Raw genomic sequence first — 16,747 nt, forward strand, 5'->3', positions numbered from 1 at the left:
GCCGGACGGGTCAGGGCAGAGAGAAACCGCCTCATGTTGCGAGAAGTGTATGATCCCGACTCTTATTGCCATTACCCTGCTTCTCGTCACCGGGCTCACGGGCGCTCTGGCGCGGCTTCTTCCTCTGACGATTCCCCTGCCTCTTCTGCAGATTACGGCGGGCACGCTGGCCAGTCTGGCCGGTTTCAGTCTGCCGCTGTCCTCCGAGCTGTTTCTGCTGCTGCTGATTCCGCCGCTGCTGTTTCTCGATGCCTACCGGATTCCGATGCGGGAAGCCGGTGAATTACGGGGCATCATTCTTTCCCTGGCGCTGGGTCTCGTGGTTTTCAGCGCTGTTGGCGGCGGGTATTTCATTCACTGGATCATGCCGGCGATCCCGGTTGCGGCGGCGATCGCGCTGGCATCGGCGCTCTCGCCGACCGACGCGGTCTCCGTCAGCAGCATGCTTTCGGGAGGCCGCACGCCGGCACGGGTCGTACAGATCCTCAGCGGAGAAGCGCTGCTCAACGATGCCTCCGGCCTGGTCTGCTTCAAATTCGCGGTGGCGGCAGCGACCACGGGCCTGTTTTCACTGAAGGCGGCCTCCAGCAATTTCGTTTATGTCTCCTTTGGTGGCGTTCTTCTCGGCGCGGCGATTGCGTGGCTGTTCTGCCGACTGGAAATCTGGCTGCTCCGGCGCGGTTACGATGACCCGCCGAGTCATATCCTGCTGTCGCTCATGCTGCCCTATGTCATCAGCCTCACGGCCGAGAGCATCAGCTGTTCCGGCATTCTTGCGGCTGTTGCCGGCGGAATCACCGTACGGCTGAGCGGAGTGATGAGCGACACCCAGATCGAGACCCGTGTGAAGGCGACCGTGCTGTGGGATATGATCGGGTCGACATTTAACGGGCTGGTCTTCGTGGTGCTGGGGCTTCAGCTGCCGCAGCTTGTCACGGAAGCCAGCCATGTTGTCCGTTCTCAGGGTCTTTCCCCCTGGGTGCTGCCACTGGCGGTCCTCGGGATTCAGTTTGCGCTGAGTATTCTGCGCGCTTTCTGGATCACACTGACCGGGGCGTTCCGGTGTCTGGCGGCCAGACTGCGGCACCGGCGGGAGGTCATGCCGTCATGGCGCGGCGTGCTGGTGCTGACCCTCGCCGGCACACGGGGCGCGGTGACGCTGGCGGCGATCATCTCCCTGCCCTCCGAGGCCGATCTGCCGGGACGGACGGTTCTGGTGGTGCTGGCGGCGGGAGTGATTGTCACTTCTCTTGTCAGCGCCGCTTTCGGACTGCCGCGCGTGCTGCATCTGCTGCCTCAGAACGAGGGGGAAACACCGGCTCAGCGGGAGCTGACGGAAACACGCATTGCGCTCACCCGGTCGGCGATCGCAGCGCTGCAGGCAGAGCAGACACGTAAAGCGCCGGGTGTTACGACGGGCACGGACGCCGTAGCGCTGCTGCTCAGCGAATATACCGACCGGCTGCGACGACTGGATACGCAGACGGCCGATCCCGACGGCAAGCGGGCCGCGAGCGTGCGGCAGAAGCGCGAGGAGATCGCGCTGCGGCTCCGTATTTTGCGGTTGCAGCGGCAGGTTCTCAGAAGTCTGCTTTCTGACCGGATCATCAACGATGTGACTGAGCGGGCAGTCAGCCGTCAGCTCGATCTGCAGGAGCAGGAACTGCAGATGGAGGCGGCGGATATGCCACGTCTGTCCGCGCTGCTGCCGGGCGATGCGAAGCCGGCCGCACCGGCGGCGCCGTCGGTACAGAGCCGGGCGGCGCTGGAGGTTGTCGCACGGCATCTTGAGGGAGATGACGGGCAGAACACGCCGTCCGGGGCGTCTCCGGGGACATGAGTCATTGCATCCGCGAGGATCAGGGCCGGCGGAGGCAGTGTGCTGCGGCCGGACGCATTTCCAGACTGCGCAGTGTTGCCTGTACGCGTGTGCCGCTGAAGGTCATCCCAATCTCATCCGAGACGCCGTTTGTGAACATCCGGGCAGCGAGTTCGAAATCCGGGGGTCTGTCGTCGGAGCCGGCGGCGTAGGTCGCCAGGTGGAAACGGGTCGCGGGGAGACCGGACAGAGGCGCGAAAGGCGGCAGAGTTCCCGGGACAGCCTGGCCGAGGAGTGTGGCGTAGCTGTCCTCCGCGCCATCGGGCGTTGTGCCGTCAAAGACCGGTCGGGACAGACCTGTCTCGCCTCTTCCCGCAGCTTCAAGTATCGCGATATTCTGGGCAACCGGGAAGAGTGTGCCGGCTTTGAGGGGCACGGTCTTCTTTTCGGGAAGAGTATAGGTTGCGGCGCCGCTGCCATCCGGCGCCAGTACGGCCTCCCCGCGAATGATGCTGTCTGTCTGGCCGTTGGTCACGGTGGTGGAGGCAAAGGTGAAATGATGACCATCCCTGCTTTCCAGGCTGCTGTCGTCGGCGACCGAATGAAGAACCTCGCCGGTACGCGGGAAGAGGTCGAGCTCCATATGCTGCTGGGTCGACCAGGCTGAACACACATCCGAGACGACGAAGGTCATGGTTCCCGAAGCCCCGATGAACGGGCCATCGGCGCTGGCGCGCACGAGGCTCAGGTCATAGATCGCACGATGCGGGGCGATTGTGACTGGGGGCTGTGCCGTCAGCGTGGACGGTGTCGCCGCGACAGCCTGAAGGGAGAGCAGCAGGGCAGAAAGCGCAGCAGGGCAGCACAGGGAACGCGTGAAACGGAGAAGTGCCGGCCGGGACGCTGTCATGGGCAGAGATGACGTTATCCTTCAGCCGGACGCAAGCCGGAATGGACGGGACAGGCGCGAAAGGACCGGGGGGCCGATGCGGCAGGATAGGTTTGCCAGAACCTGCACAATCGTATCGATACTTCGGCTGAACGAGGCGCAGGAGACCGGTCCTTTCGATAAAGAAAGCCTTAATCAGGCTTTCGGCTCGGTCTTTACGCCTGGTTTTGGTTTCGGCAGATCGAGCGCGATGGACAGTTCTTTCAGACGGGCAGGCTCAACAGGAGCCGGGGCGCCCATCATCAGGTCTTCACCCTGCTGGTTGAGCGGAAAAAGAATGACCTCGCGGATGTTAGGCTCGTCGGCGAGAAGCATGACGATGCGGTCCACACCCGGAGCGGAGCCACCATGCGGCGGGGCGCCGTAGCGGAAAGCATTGAGCATGCCGCCGAAGCGGGCTTCGACTTCGCTTTCCGGATAGCCGGCGATTTCGAAGGCGCGGATCATCACGTCTGGCAGATGGTTCCGGATGGCGCCGGAGGAAAGCTCGATACCATTGCAGACGATGTCGTACTGGTAGGCTTTGATCGTCAGCGGGTCCTGGGTATTGAGAGCTTCAAGACCACCCTGGGGCATGGAGAACGGATTGTGCGAGAAGTCGATCTGCTTCGTCTCTTCGTTCAGTTCGTACATCGGGAAATCCACGATCCAGCAGAAGCGGAATGAGTTCTGCTCGATCAGGTCCAGTTCGGTGCCGATGCGGGTGCGGACGAGACCGGAGAATTTAGCGACCTCATCGCCCTTCCCTGCCGCGAAGAACACGGCGTCGCCGGCTTTCAGACCGGTTTTCTGCCGGATGGTTTCAACGCGATCGGCTTCGAGATTTTTGGCGATCGGGCCTTTGCCGCCTTCTTCGCTGAAGATGATGTAACCAAGGCCACCGGCGCCGTTCTCGCGGGCCCAGGCGTTGAGCTTGTCGAAGAAGGCACGGGGACGATCGCCGGCTCCCGGCGCCGGAATGGCGCGGATTTCGCCACCGTCTGCGGCGATTTTAGCGAACAGACCAAAGCCGGATTCAGCGAAATCGTTGGTGACGTTCGTGATCTTCAGCGGGTTGCGCAGATCGGGCTTGTCGGAGCCGTAAATGGCCATGGCGTCGGCGTAGGGGATGCGCTCGAAAGGAGCGGCGCTGACGGTGCGGCCGCCGCCGAACTCACGGAACACGCCTTCCATGACGGGTTCGAGCGTGGCGAAGACTTCATCCTGGGTGGCGAAGGCCATCTCGAAATCGAGCTGGTAGAACTCGCCGGGGCTGCGGTCGGCGCGGGCGGCTTCGTCACGGAAGCAGGGGGCGATCTGGAAGTAGCGGTCGAAGCCGGCGACCATGGCGAGCTGTTTGAACTGCTGCGGAGCCTGCGGCAGGGCATAGAACTTGCCGGGGTGCATCCGGGCCGGGACAAGGAAGTCGCGCGCGCCTTCCGGTGAGGAGGCGGTGAGGATCGGGGTCTGGAACTCGGTGAAGCCCTGTTCGATCATCCGCTGGCGGAGGCTGGCGATGACCTGGGCGCGCAGCATCATGTTGCGGCGGACTTTTTCCCGGCGCAGGTCGATATAGCGGTATTTGAGGCGCAGATCCTCGGGATAGTTTTCGTTGCCGGCGACCTGAAGCGGCAGGACAGCGGCGGCGGACTGGACGGTGAAGTCCTGAGCGCGGACCTCGATATCGCCGGTTGGCAGGTTGGGGTTGCGGGTGGACTCTTCGCGGAGAACGACTTCGCCCGTGACGGTGACGACGCTCTCGACGCGGGTGTGTTCGGCGGTCTCCATGACGGCGGAACCTGCCGGGATGACGATCTGGGTGAGGCCGGTATTGTCGCGGAGATCGATGAACAGGAGGCCGCCGTGATCGCGTTTGCTGTGCACCCAGCCGGAGAGGCGCACGGTTTTTCCGGCATCTCCGGCGCGGAGGGCGGCGCAGCTGTGGGTGCGATACGGATGCATGGTCTGGTCCTGTCCGGTCAGTTGGTGTGGCCGCTGCGGGGTCCGCCGGGACGGGTTTTGCGCGGCACTTTAAAGTGGGGTCGGAGGAAGCCGGTCGGGGTCTGTTCTGTCAAGTCCGGAGGCGGTTTTGCCGGGGACCGGCGCTTCTTTTTGGGGAAAGTTTTCCAGATGGGTGGGGGTATTTTTTCCGGTGGATCACGGATTGTTTCCGCCGGGTGGGACGAGGGGTTTGGGTGGCGGGAAGCATGGGGTGCGGGTCTGGGCGGTGTGAGGGGCTGGGCGGAGTGGCATTGGCCGGGCTCCTGATGTCGGTGACTGGTCAGGAAGCCTGTCTCTGCGGGGGATGTGGGGTGGTTTATTCTGGCCGGGAGTGTTGACCTCTTGTGGAGACAGGTGGGGATTCCGGAAGGTTATGGAGGTTTCCGGTTCGGGACCGGAATGGTTTTCGGGTGCGGCTGGCAGGGGGCCAGTCTGACCTCGGCATCTGCGTGAATGAAGTTACTTTTTTCTGTCGGGAGAGCACTGAAGGCTGACGGATGATGGAAAATTTTGTTTTCCTGGCAAAAGACGCTCCGGAACTGGCCAGACCGGGGCAGTTCGCTGAACATTTCTTTCTTTTCGACCCGCCGGCATCACTCATCAGGACACGACAGTTCGCGGAACTGACGGCCAGGGACATTGTTGTCCGGCATGGTGAATGCTCTCTTCTGGCCAGAGCTTTCCGGGACGAAGCTGTTCCGCAGGACCCGTATGGTGAGCCTGCCAGTGTTATGCCTGAGCGCATCCGCGCAGGGCTTGTCGCTGCATCGAAGCCGAAGCGAGGGCGCAGGGTATGACTGACGAACTGAATCTGCCTGCTGACAGATGTCTCGTCATGGGTGGCGATCTGACGAACTGCCTGTGGACCAGCAAGGGCGGTCTGGTTTTTCCTGAGACTCTGCCCATTACCGGGGCGTTGCTGGCGCGGCTTCGGGAATGGGAGATATGGGCCGCCGATTTCGAGGATTTTTTAACGAAAGAGCGGCGGGCGCCGTTTGACCTGGAGGGGTTCACGACTGCGGGGCTGGAAATCGCGCGGGCACTGAAGGCGGAACGTCCTGACCGGAACATCATCTGTTGCGATGAGACTATGTGGCAGTCACAGGACGAGCCGGGGCTTACGGGTGATGACTGTCGGTACGAGATCTGATCCGTCTCTGATTGACTGCCCCTGAATGCCTGTCCCTGATTACCTGCGCCGGTTCAGGCATGCATCCGGGCGGGTGACGGCCATCCGGCATCGCTGCTACGATGAGCGTTTGTGATCTCATCTGGCAGGGTTGTTTTTCATGGCTGACGGTTCCGATATCGCGGCGTCCCGCATCCGGCTTGTTCTCTCCGCGCTTCAGGAGCGCATGGGGGCGCAGGTCAGCACGGTCGGGTCCGTGCGGGAGGAGCATAGTCATGGCGAGGCGCTGGATGCGTCGCGGATGCCCGAAGCGGTGGTGTTCGCGGAGAGCACGGAGGATGTCTCGGCGGTTCTGACGCTGTGCCATGAGCATCGGGTGCCGGTGGTGGCGTTTGGCGCGGGCACGTCGGTTGAGGGGCATGTGACACCGCCGGAGCATGCGATCAGTCTGGATCTGTCGCGGATGACGGCGATCGTGCAGTTCAATCCTGAGGATCTGGACTGCCGGGTGCAGGCGGGGCTGACGCGGCAGGGGCTGAACGCGCAGATCCGGGATTCCGGTCTGTTCTTTCCGGTTGATCCGGGGGGTGAGGCGACGCTGGGCGGAATGTGCGCGACGCGGGCTTCCGGCACGGCGGCGGTGCGGTATGGGACGATCAAAGAGAATGTTCTCGGTCTGACGGTGGTGCTGGCGACGGGCGAGGTGATCCGCACGGGGGGACGGGTCCGGAAGTCCTCGACGGGGTATGATCTGACGTCGCTGTTTATCGGGTCCGAGGGGACACTCGGGGTGATTACCGAGGTTCAGCTGCGGCTTTACGGGCTGCCGGAAAGTGTGGCGGCGGCTGTGTGTCAGTTTGAGACGGTGGATGCGGCGGTCCGGACGGCGGTCGAGGTGATCCAGTATGGCATCCCGGTGGCGCGTGTGGAGCTGGCGGATGAGATGCAGATGGAGGCGTGCATTCGCTATTCGCATCTGGATGAGCTTCGGGCGTTGCCGACGCTGTTCTTTGAGTTCGCGGGCGGCCCGGGAGCGGTTCGGGAGCAGGTTGAGGCGACGGAGGCGATCGCGGCTGAGAATGGCGGCCTGGGCTTTGCCTGGGCGGACACGCCGGAGGAGCGGTCGCGGCTGTGGAAGGCGCGGCACGATGCGTACTGGGCGGCGCGGGCGCTGGAGCCCGGCGCACTGGTGATTTCGACGGACTGCATTGTGCCGATTTCGAAACTGGCCGGGCTGATCGAAGGGGTTCGCGAGGATATTGCGGCGTCGGGGATGCGGGCGGCGATGGTGGGGCATGTGGGGGACGGGAATTTCCACACGCTGATCCTGGCGGAAGACAGCGCCGAAGGGCGGCGTCGGATTCTGGATCTGGACCGGAAGATTGTCGGTCGAGCGCTGGCGATGGGGGGCTCGTGCTCGGGTGAGCATGGGGTTGGTCTGGGCAAGCAGGAGTTTCTGGAGACGGAGCATGGCGCGGGGGCGCTCGGGGTGATGCGGGCGCTGAGGCAGACGATGGACCCGCGGGGGATTCTCAATCCCGGAAAGCTGCTGCCGGAGGGGGAGGTTTATCGGGGGTAGGCCGGTTCCTGTCTGGCCGGGTGCGCTGGTGCTGAGTTGCCGGAGAAGGCAGCAACCCACGCCGGTCGGGTTCAGGGGGAAGAGGACTGCGCGGAGTGTGTTCCGCTGGTGTTACGATAAAGCGTTTCAATCAGGTCGAGCTGACTGTCCCGATATCCTGAGAGAAGAGAAGGGTTTTCCAAAATCGACAGGATCGGGGCTCCGCTTTCTGATGCCTGTGGCCAGTCGGGGGAGCCCGGCGCGTTCGGAGAGCCTGTTTTTGCGAACCGCACCCATGCGTCCATCATCATGGCCGAGATTTTGCGATCGGCGTCGGTCGCCGCCGGCAGATGGGTGTAGCCGGGGTTCTCGAGTGTGCCGAAGACGTAGCGCAGTTCATCGGAATGCCTTGGTGCGCGTCCGCCCATTGTACGGGTGAAAAGGTAACGATAAGCGGGCTGCCCGGCCCGGATCACCTCTGTCACTGTATGACGCGCGCCTTCATTGAACAGGCTGTCCGCGACGATGAAGGTGCCCTGACGGGCAATCTCCTGTTTGTCGGTCGCTGGATAAAGCATGCCGGCACGGTCGGCGAGAGGACCGAAGAGAGCGTCGCGCTTTTTCGCATATTCATCTGGCGAGAGCGTTTTCCACGCCGCCGCGAACATGTTGCCCTCGTCACTGTTATTGCCGATGATGAGCGGCACCGGGCTGGCGAGATGCGCGTCGGGCTGATCGGGCAGAAGCCAGTTGTCGATGACTGGCCACGGAAAGGTCGGGGGAGCAAAAGCGGCTACTCCGGGACTCAGGCGGCCGTTGTCGCTTAGTAACTGCGCAACTGGCAGATGACGCAGCGTGCTGAGAGGGCCGAGCCGCGCGCCGGTGGCCTCGGCTTCTGCCAGTGTGGGGAGCGGAAATCCGACATCGGGGCTTTCCGCGATGGCCCTTACGAAAAGCCCCTGCGCCAGGGGCGACGCCATGAGCACGATCACGCTGTTGCCGCCCGCGGACTCGCCGAAGATCGTGACCTGTGCGGGGTCGCCGCCGAATGCAGTGATGTTGTCTTTCACCCAGTGCAGGGCCGCGATCTGATCGAGGATGCCGTAATTGCCCGAGACATGACGGGGCGAGGCGGCAGTCAGTTCGGGATGGGCGAGAAATCCGAAAATCCCGAGACGGTAATTGAATGAAACGACGACGACACCTTTCTTCGCCAGCCGTGCGCCGTCATAAAGCGGATCGGAACTGGACCCGCCCAGATAGGCGCCTCCGTGAATAAAAACCATAACGGGCAGGCGTGTGCCGGGCGCGTGGTGCGGAACCCATACATTCAGGAAAAGACAGTTTTCCGATTGTGGCTGTGTGAGTGGCTTGTCACCGAACGGGACCTGAGGGCAGATGGCGCCGGATTTTGTTGCGTCAAATGTGCCTTTCCACGCTGTGGCCGGTTCTGGCGGAGCCCAGCGAAGCGGACCGACGGGCGGCGCTGCGTAGGGGATGCCACGATAGACGTCCGTACCTTCCTCTGTTGTTCCCAGCACGGGACCGGACAGTGTCGGGACGGTGCCGGCATGGGCCGGGGCTGTGAACCATGTCAGCATCAGAGCCATAGCCGGGATCAGGCAGCGTCGCATTTCGGTTTCCCATCGGGTTTGCACGACTGCAAACCGTTACGGTTCCGTTCTATCAGAACGACATGTCTCCGTTAAGACAGGGTGCGCCGGCGCTTCTTCCGGGCGTTGGTCTGGCTTTTTCATGGGCAGAAAACAAAAACGGGATGCCCTCTCCAATGCCCTGCTACTTAACAGAGCGGGATCAAAGGGACTGTGTCCCTTTGTGGGGCGCGGGGCAAAGCCCCGGAAACGGAGAAATCATAAAATTTCTTGATTTCTAAAAACGATTTTTAAACAGAAGAGTTATCGTCGTTATTTCAGGCCCCTCACCTCCCGTATCCGGGCAGCGTCAGTCCCTTCCAGATCGCAAGGCCGCGCAGGGCCGCACCGAGGATGAAGCCTGCGGCGATGGCCGGGGTGGCGGAGACGCCGCAGGCGATGAGGGTGACGAAGGTTCCGGCGGCGAGGGCGGCGGCGGTGACGTAGAGTTCCGGGCGGATGATGATGCTGGGGACGCCGGCGAGGACGTCGCGGAAGATGCCGCCCATGCAGGCGGTGACGACGCCCATGATGGCGGCGGGGAGCCAGGGGATGCCGTGGGCTTCGGCTTTGGCGGCGCCGTAGACGGCGTAAGCGGCGAGGCCGATGCCGTCGAACCAGTCGATGGTGCGGTCGGACCAGAATTTATGCGGGGTGAACCAGACCAGCAGGGCCATGATGAGGCAGACGGCGACGGAGGTGGAGTTGTGCATCCAGAACACGGGGGCGCCGATCAGCAGATCGCGCACGGTTCCGCCGCCGACGCCGGTGATGGCGGCGAAGAAGCAGAAGGTGACGAGGTTCTGCCGGGCTCTGGCGGCGACGAGGGCGCCGGAGATGGCGAACACGGCGGTTCCGGCGATATCGAGGTCTGTCAGCTGGATGGGCAGGTGGAGCATCGGGGGTTATCTGGCTTGCGGGCGGAGGACGGACGGGAGGCGGCCCCGCGCCCGGCGGGGGGTGCGGGGCCGCCTCGCTCTTTTTGAGCGGGATCAGAAAAACGATGCTGCCGTCTTCAGAAATCGCATGAGATGCGGCCGCCGATGAAGCGTGGCGTGCCGGGAATGTACATATAGACGGTGGTGGCCTGGCCGCCGCTTTCGAAATAGTGGCGGTTGAGGATGTTCTGCGCGTAGATCGTGGCCTGCCAGTGGCTGGAGGCGGGGCGGAAGCTGACATGCGCGCCGAGGAGGAAATAGGGCGGGAGGCGGTAGAAGCCGGTGCCGCCGGGGGTCATGGCCTGACTGCCGCGATAGAGCCAGTCGGGTCCGAAATCGAGGCTGTAGCGCTGAGCGACGGGCTGGCGCCATTCGGCTGAGCCGTTGAGGGTCAGTTTGGGCTGTCCCATATCGACGCCGCTGAAATTGTCGTTGATGGCTTTCCAGACGCCGTGAGCGGCGTAGTAGGCATTGGTCGCAGCGCGGTTGACGGTGGGGAAGTTCTGGAAGGTGCCGCGCTGCCAGCCGAGATTCTGGGTGACGAAGAGGCGTTCGACGGGGCGGACTTCGATGGTGCCCTCGAAGCCCCAGCTTTCGGATTTGGGGGCGTTGGTGATTTCGCTGACCGGGCCGTACCCGGCGATGAGGTCGGTGCCGAGGATCTGCTGATTGTGATAATCGTTGTAGAAGGCGGCGCCGTTGATGCGGAGACTGTTGGGGATCGGGTCGGATTTGAAGCCGAGTTCGTAGGTCAGGACGGTTTCGGGCCGGAACGGATCGAGCTGGCCCTGGACCTGGGTCGTGTTGGCGCTGAAGCCGCCGGCTTTGAAGCCTTTGCTCATCTTGTAATAGAGCATGGCGTTTTTCGTCATCTGCCAGGAGATGCCGGCCTGATCGGCGAACTGGTTTGCGGCGGTGCTTTCGCCGTGGAAGTTCAGGGTTGAGCCGCCGTAGATGACGGATCGCAGGCCGGTGATGTTACGGTCGTCGAGCTGGTGGAGCAGGCCGGCCCAGATGGTGATGTTATGGGGCAGGCGGTAGCTGATGTTTCCGAACTCCGATGTGCTTTCCTGATTGAGTCCGAAGGTGGACGAGGCGAGATAGCCTCGGGCGGGGAGGTAATCGGTGTAGTCGAAATAGAAATTCTGGTTCATGCGGCTGCGCTCGTAGATCGCGCCGACGGTCCATTGCAGGCGGTCTGACGGGTGTGAGGAGGACAGGCGCAGTTCCTGGGTGAAGACGTTGCTGACGATGGTGCGGTATGCGTCGGCCTGGGCGAGGGCGGTGGCGTCCTGATCGGTGTATTCGGCGCGGCGGCCGACATTGTAGGCGCTGATGGAGGTGAGGGTCGCGGGGCCGAAATCGTGGCTGAAATGGATGTCCGCGCCCCAGAACTGGTTGTGTTCGCCCGGTTTGAGGCTGGCGCTGCGGCCGATGAGTTTCGCGAATTGCGGCCGGAGATCCCATTCGGCCTGCTGCGGGGCGAGGTCCGGCAGGGCCTGGGTGCCGATCAGACGGTGGATGGGAACGGCGGCGACGACCTGGCTGTCATCCTGGGTAAAGTGACCGGACAGAGTGAGGGTGGTGCGGTCGTCGGGTTTGTATTGCAGCTTGCCGCGGAGCGCCCACAGGTCGGCGTCGCCGAGATGGGCGCCGTTGAGCGGGTCGGTCTGCCAGCCGCCGCCGTGCTGGGTCTGTCCGGCGAGGCGGAAGGTCAGGCCCTGGGCGAGAGGGCCGGAGACATAGGCTTCAGAGCGGCTGCGGGCGTAGGAGGCGATGTCCTGTTTTGCGCCGAAATGCCAGTCTTCGGTGGGATCGGCGGTGCGGAGGAGGACTTCGCCGCCGGTATCGGAGAGGCCGTGTGTCGTGCCGACGGGGCCGGGGGTGACGGTGGCGCCGGCGAGGTCGAACATCATGCCGTCGGCCATGGCGGAATAGATGAAGGGCACGTCATCGAAATAGGTGAGGACGGGGTTCATGTTGTTCTGGGTGAAGTCGTTGAAGCCGACGCCGCGCAGGTAGAAATTATTCGAGGCTGTGCCGTTGATGCTCTGGATGGTGAGGTTCGGGGCGATGCGTTCGAGGCCGCGCAGGGTGACGACGCCGCGCTCGGTGAGACGTTCGGCGGTGACGCGGGTTGAGGCGTCGGGGGTGTGCTGGGCTTCGGCGTAGGAGAAATCGCGGCGGCGGGCGGTGACCTCGACGGATTCAGGCGCGGCGGCTGTGGTGGCGCGCGCGTGTTTTCGCGGCGGCACGGGCGGGGCCGTCCGGGGCCGGTGCGTATGCGTGTCCCTGGCTGTGGCGGCGACCGGAGCGGCCACTGGGGCGGTCACAGGCGCGGCCACGGGCGCGGCGTGCGCACCGGCTCCTGGTGCGGCGATCAGCGCGCCGAGCAGGATCGGGAGGCAGGCGGCTGCCCGGAGACGCATGGTCGGGTGACGCATGACCCGGGGATGCGGGACCGGCAGATGCGGGGCCGGGTGACGCGTGGCGGGGGCGGACACCTCCCCCTGCCCTGCCCGGCCGGTGACAGGATGATGGATGAGGATTATGACGAGGCCGTTCGGATTCACGGGCGGAGTGCGCTCCTGACGAATATGGTTTGCTGATATGCGCTCAGCCCATACACGGAATTGAGAGGGTGGTCACCGCAAACTGTTCGCCGGGTCGGTTTTTCGGGCTGACGGGGCGGCCGGGGGCTGTCCGGGCTGCTTTTGCGCTGGCTTTCAGCCGGCACGGTGCTATCGTCCGCGGGCCGGAGCGGCGTGGTTGACGCTTTCTTCGGAGGCGGTATCGGGCGGCGGCATCTGGTGCGGCTGTTCTGCGGGGCCCTCCCTGATCTGGTTTCTGTATGGTCCGGGCATCCGGCTTCGGTCCGGGAGCGGCCTGTGCTGGTGTGGGCTGGCGGGGCGCCCTGGTCCGGCGTGGTTATTTCTGCCTGTGCCGGATGGGGGCGGCAGGCGGCCGGATCTCCCGTCGAGGCAGAGACCGTGCAGGGCCGGTTGTGTGGCGGTGTCGGAATGGTCACATCCGGGGAGGCTGATGTCCCGGAAAGACCGCTGATGTCGCGGACTTCAAGGTTTCCTTAACGAGTTATACAGAACATGGATGGCCGGCGGAGCGCTGACCGGCGGCCACGATTAAACAGAAACCGGGTATTTTCGGAAGGTTTGGATGGATCATCCGTCTGTCTCGCCAGAGAGCGGGATGCGTCAGCGCAGCAGGGAAGAGTGGAGTGCCGTCATCCGCAGCGCCGGTCGCGGCGTGCGTCTCGACGTGTCGCGGTTTGTCGCCCGTCATGCCGGTGAGTGCGCGCGCGCCTTTTATGACACGCTGCTGAGTAATCCCGAGGCGGCGATTTTCCTCTCCTCCGCGATCGTTCATGAGCGGCTGCATGGCGCGCTGACGGACTGGCTGCTTCGCCTGTTTCCGGAAGAGGCGCCCGATGTCGACGGGCTGATGGCCCTTCAGGAACGGGTCGGTCAGGCGCATGCGCGCATGCGCATTCCCATGAATCTGATTCTGCAGGGGATGCGGGCGCTGAGACATGAGCTGCGTGTCCGCGCGTTTGCGTCCGACAGACCGCGCGACGAACTGCTGGCGATGCTGTCTTACGTGATGACGATGACCGACATCGCCGTGGAAGTGATGGCTCAGGAATTCGCGAACGATATCAGGAAAGAGATTGAGACCGACGAAGCCTGCAGACTTGTCACGCTCGGGCAGGATATCGCTGTCGAGAAGGAAGCGCAGCGCGCGGCGCTTCTCGACTGGGGGCACAGAATTCTGCTGGCCATCTGCTGCTCCACCCCTCCTCCGCTGCCTCTTCTGGAGAAATCTGTTTTCGGGCTCTGGCTGAATCACAAAGCCAGCCTTCTGTTCCCCGGACTTCCCGGATTGCAGACCGTCAGGGAGATCGTCGACAGGATCGATCATGAAATCCTGCCGGCGCTGATGAGCGAAACGCCCGTTCTTCCGGCGAAGATTCATGAGCTTCAGGAACTGACTGGGGAAATCCGCTTTCTCATGGACGATATGTTCGCGGAGAGCGCCTTGCTCGAAGGGGGACGGGACCCGCTTACGGGGGCTCTGAGCCGTCGTTTCCTGCCGACGATTCTGTCGCGTGAGATTACGCTGGCGTTGCGGCGTGAGTCTCCTTTCTGTCTGCTGCTGCTGGATGTCGATCATTTCAAGACGGTCAATGACAGGTTCGGGCATACGCATGGAGACGCTGTGCTGCGAAAAGTCTCGGAAATCATTTCCGCGCAGTGCAGGCCCAGCGATTTCGTGTTCCGGTATGGGGGCGAGGAGTTCCTGATCGCGCTTCCGGAGACGTCCGGCGCGGATGGTCTGGAGGTCGCCGAACGAATCCGCCGTGCTGTCTGCTCGGAGCTGCGATCTGCGGATACGACGGTTACGGCGTCGACCGGCGTGGCGCAGTTCGATGGTCATCCGGACTATGAGCATCTGATCCGCGAGGCGGATTCAGCGCTGTATGAAGCGAAAGCGAAGGGACGGAACTGCTGCGTTCTGCATGACCGCGAGAAGAGTGTGGTCTTCGCGAAGAGCGGCTGATTTACGTTGCGGCCCGTGACGGGGCCAGGCCGTTACGGGACTCAACTGATGGGGCGGTGGTTTCTCGGGGACTGTTCAAAAACCTGTCTGTGAAACCTTCGGTTAATGATAAAGAGTTTCTGGGTGCCGCCTTTTTTCAAAAAAGCGGTGTCTTCTGAAGCTTTTTGAAAAAAGCTTCACCAAAAACTTTTGTTTTTCAAAAACTTATCTCTAAGTCCCTCTCTCCCGGCTGAAGTGAACAGGGGGCGGGACTCGAAAAATCATAACATTATCAGTGTGCTATGAGAGTTTTGTGTATTTGAGGCTTTTGAAACAGTTTCTCAGTCCATTTTCAGGGCGGCAAGGAAGGCGCTCTGGGGGATTTCGACTTTACCGAACTGCCTCATGCGCTTTTTGCCTTCTTTCTGCTTGTCGAGCAGCTTGCGCTTACGGGAGATGTCGCCGCCGTAGCATTTGGCGGTGACGTCTTTTGAGAGCGCGCCGATGGTTTCGCGGGCGATGACGCGCGAGCCGATGGCGGCCTGGATGGCGATCTTGAAGAGCTGACGGGGGATCAGCTCTTTCAGACGGGCGCAGATTGCCCGGCCCCGGCTTTCGGCGGCGGAGCGGTGGGCGATGAAGGCCAGGGCGTCGACGGGTTCCTGGTTGACCAGGATGGAGATGCGGACGAGGTCGCTCTCTTCGTAGCCGTCCATCTGGTAGTCGAAGCTGGCGTAGCCGCGGGTCAGGGATTTCAGCCGGTCGTAGAAATCGAACACCACCTCGTTGAGCGGCAGGCGGTAGACGGCCATGGCGCGGTTGCCGACATAGGTGAGATCGGCCTGGATGCCGCGACGCTCGGTGCAGAGGGTGAGGACGGCGCCCAGATACTCGTCGGGGACCATGATGGTGGCTTTGATCCACGGTTCCTCGATGGACTCGATCAGGGACGGATCGGGCATGTCGGCGGGGTTGTGGAGGTCCTCGGTCTCGCCGCTGTTCATTTTGAGGTGATAGACGACGGACGGGGCGGTTGCGATCAGGTCGAGATCGAACTCGCGGGAGAGGCGTTCCTGGATGATTTCCAGGTGCAGCAGGCCGAGGAAGCCGCAGCGGAAGCCGAAGCCGAGAGCGGCTGAGGTTTCGGCCTCGTAGTGGAAGGAAGCGTCGTTCAGGCGCAGCTTGGAGAGGCTGTCACGCAGCTTTTCGAAATCGTCGGCATTGATCGGGAAGAGGCCGCACCAGACGACGGGGATGGAAGGCTTGAAGCCGGGCAGCGCCTCGGCGGCGGGTTTGCGGTCATCGGTGATGGTGTCGCCGACATTGCAGTCCGCGACGGTTTTGATGGCGGCGTTGATGTAGCCCATCTCGCCCGGACCGAGATCGTCCACGGGGACCATGCGGGGCGAGAACACGCCGACCTGGTCGACGAGATGGGTGGCGCCGGAGGACATCATGCGGATGCGGGCGCCTTTTTTCAGGCGGCCTTCCTTGATGCGGACGAGGATGATGACGCCGAGATAGGCGTCGTACCAGCTGTCGACCAGCATGGCCTTGAGCGGCTTGTCGGCGTCGCCGGTCGGGGGCGGCAGGCGGGTGACGATGGCCTCCAGCACGCCTTCGATATTGATGCCGGTCTTGGCGGAGATTTCGACGGCGTCCTCGGCGTCGATGCCGATGACTTCCTCGATCTGGGCTTTGACGCGCTCGGGTTCGGCGGCGGGCAGGTCGATCTTGTTGAGGATCGGGACGATTTCGTGATTGGCGTCGATCGCCTGATAGACGTTGGCGAGGGTCTGCGCCTCGACGCCCTGGGAGGCGTCGACGACGAGCAGAGAACCTTCACAGGCGGCGAGCGAGCGGCTGACTTCATAGGCGAAGTCGACGTGGCCCGGCGTGTCCATCAGGTTGAGGACGTACATCTTTCCGTCTTTGGCCGGATAGGTCAGGCGGACGGTCTGCGCCTTGATGGTGATGCCGCGCTCGCGCTCGATATCCATGTTATCGAGCACCTGGTTTGTCATCTCGCGGGCCGTGAGGGCGCCGCACGCCTGGATCAGCCGGTCGGCAAGGGTGGACTTGCCGTGGTCGATATGGGCGATGATCGAGAAGTTGCGGATCAGGTCGAGGGGCGTGTCGGTCATGCGCGTCCCATAAGGGATAAAACA

The 16,747-nt window shown here is 63.0% G+C and carries 12 protein-coding genes; 6 read left to right on the plus strand and 6 right to left on the minus strand.

What is annotated here, in order from left to right; translation table 11 throughout:
* Positions 1–49 precede the first annotated feature (49 nt).
* Positions 50–1,840, plus strand: a complete 1,791-nt coding sequence (locus tag GOB93_RS13370) for a Na+/H+ antiporter (RefSeq protein WP_173584003.1) — start codon at positions 50–52, stop codon at positions 1,838–1,840.
* 19 nt (positions 1,841–1,859) lie between these two features.
* Here GOB93_RS13370 and GOB93_RS13375 read toward each other — a convergent pair whose 3' ends face one another.
* Positions 1,860–2,729, minus strand: coding sequence for an EipB family protein (locus GOB93_RS13375; RefSeq protein WP_173584004.1), 870 nt, complete (start codon positions 2,727–2,729; stop codon positions 1,860–1,862).
* A 174-nt stretch (positions 2,730–2,903) separates the two neighbouring features.
* Positions 2,904–4,709 carry an aspartate--tRNA ligase gene (gene aspS, locus GOB93_RS13380; RefSeq protein ID WP_173584005.1) on the minus strand — a complete coding sequence of 602 codons (1,806 nt, stop codon included), beginning with the start codon at positions 4,707–4,709 and terminating at the stop codon, positions 2,904–2,906.
* Positions 4,710–5,245: 536 nt separating this feature from the next.
* Between aspS and GOB93_RS13385 the strand changes: the two genes are divergently transcribed.
* The 3 genes from GOB93_RS13385 to GOB93_RS13395 all read left to right on the plus strand — a co-directional run bounded on the left by GOB93_RS13385 (position 5,246) and on the right by GOB93_RS13395 (position 7,456).
* Positions 5,246–5,545 carry a hypothetical protein gene (locus tag GOB93_RS13385; protein ID WP_173584006.1) on the plus strand — a complete coding sequence of 100 codons (300 nt, stop codon included), beginning with the start codon at positions 5,246–5,248 and terminating at the stop codon, positions 5,543–5,545.
* A complete protein-coding gene (locus tag GOB93_RS13390; RefSeq protein WP_173584007.1) occupies positions 5,542–5,898 on the plus strand; it encodes a hypothetical protein in 357 nt (118 codons plus the stop codon). Before GOB93_RS13385 ends, GOB93_RS13390 begins: the two co-directional genes overlap by 4 nt.
* A 139-nt stretch (positions 5,899–6,037) precedes the next feature.
* Positions 6,038–7,456 (plus strand): FAD-binding oxidoreductase, encoded by a 1,419-nt coding sequence (locus tag GOB93_RS13395; protein ID WP_173584008.1) that lies wholly within the window; start codon positions 6,038–6,040, stop codon positions 7,454–7,456.
* Positions 7,457–7,527: 71 nt separating this feature from the next.
* Here the strand turns inward: GOB93_RS13395 and GOB93_RS13400 are convergent, their stop codons facing one another.
* The 3 genes from GOB93_RS13400 to GOB93_RS13410 form a co-directional block, all read right to left on the minus strand.
* Complete coding sequence (locus GOB93_RS13400) at positions 7,528–9,069, minus strand: carboxylesterase/lipase family protein (RefSeq protein ID WP_173584009.1); 1,542 nt, start codon at positions 9,067–9,069, stop codon at positions 7,528–7,530.
* A gap of 305 nt (positions 9,070–9,374) precedes the next feature.
* Complete coding sequence (locus GOB93_RS13405) at positions 9,375–9,986, minus strand: trimeric intracellular cation channel family protein (protein WP_173584010.1); 612 nt, start codon at positions 9,984–9,986, stop codon at positions 9,375–9,377.
* 116 nt (positions 9,987–10,102) lie between these two features.
* Positions 10,103–12,469: a TonB-dependent receptor gene (locus GOB93_RS13410; RefSeq protein ID WP_242010777.1), complete on the minus strand. Its 2,367-nt coding sequence runs from the start codon at positions 12,467–12,469 to the stop codon at positions 10,103–10,105.
* A 321-nt stretch (positions 12,470–12,790) separates the two neighbouring features.
* On the opposite strand from GOB93_RS13410, the gene GOB93_RS13415 reads away from it, so the two are divergent.
* Together GOB93_RS13415 and GOB93_RS13420 are read left to right on the plus strand one after the other, a co-directional pair.
* The gene (locus tag GOB93_RS13415; RefSeq protein WP_173584011.1) at positions 12,791–13,114 is read left to right on the plus strand and encodes a hypothetical protein; all 324 of its coding nucleotides are present in this window, start codon (positions 12,791–12,793) and stop codon (positions 13,112–13,114) included.
* Between the two features lie 85 nt (positions 13,115–13,199).
* Complete coding sequence (locus GOB93_RS13420) at positions 13,200–14,600, plus strand: GGDEF domain-containing protein (RefSeq protein ID WP_173584012.1); 1,401 nt, start codon at positions 13,200–13,202, stop codon at positions 14,598–14,600.
* Positions 14,601–14,920: 320 nt separating this feature from the next.
* Here the strand turns inward: GOB93_RS13420 and lepA are convergent, their stop codons facing one another.
* Entirely contained in the window at positions 14,921–16,723 is a 1,803-nt protein-coding gene (gene lepA / locus GOB93_RS13425; protein WP_173584013.1) for a translation elongation factor 4, read from the minus strand.
* Positions 16,724–16,747: the final 24 nt, after the last annotated feature.

The sequence above is a fragment of the Acetobacter musti genome, assembly GCF_011516835.1.
Lineage (GTDB): Bacteria > Pseudomonadota > Alphaproteobacteria > Acetobacterales > Acetobacteraceae > Acetobacter > Acetobacter musti.